The 255-nt window shown below is 52.2% G+C and carries 1 rRNA gene; it reads left to right on the plus strand.

What is annotated here, in order from left to right:
* Positions 1–255 (plus strand): 23S ribosomal RNA (locus AACY45_RS29030); the annotation flags it as partial.

Here is a 255-nt window from a genome sequence, read left to right on the forward strand (position 1 = left end):
CAGTGTATCCGCGGCTAGACGGAAAGACCCCGTGAACCTTTACTATAGCTTTGCACTGGACTTTGAATTTGCTTGTGTAGGATAGGTGGGAGGCTTTGAAGCGTGGACGCCAGTCTGCGTGGAGCCAACCTTGAAATACCACCCTGGCAACTTTGAGGTTCTAACTCAGGTCCGTTATCCGGATCGAGGACAGTGTATGGTGGGTAGTTTGACTGGGGCGGTCTCCTCCTAAAGAGTAACGGAGGAGTACGAAGG

It is taken from the genome of Pseudomonas sp. RA_35y_Pfl2_P32 (genome assembly GCF_963970735.1).
Classification (GTDB): Bacteria; Pseudomonadota; Gammaproteobacteria; order Pseudomonadales; family Pseudomonadaceae; genus Aquipseudomonas.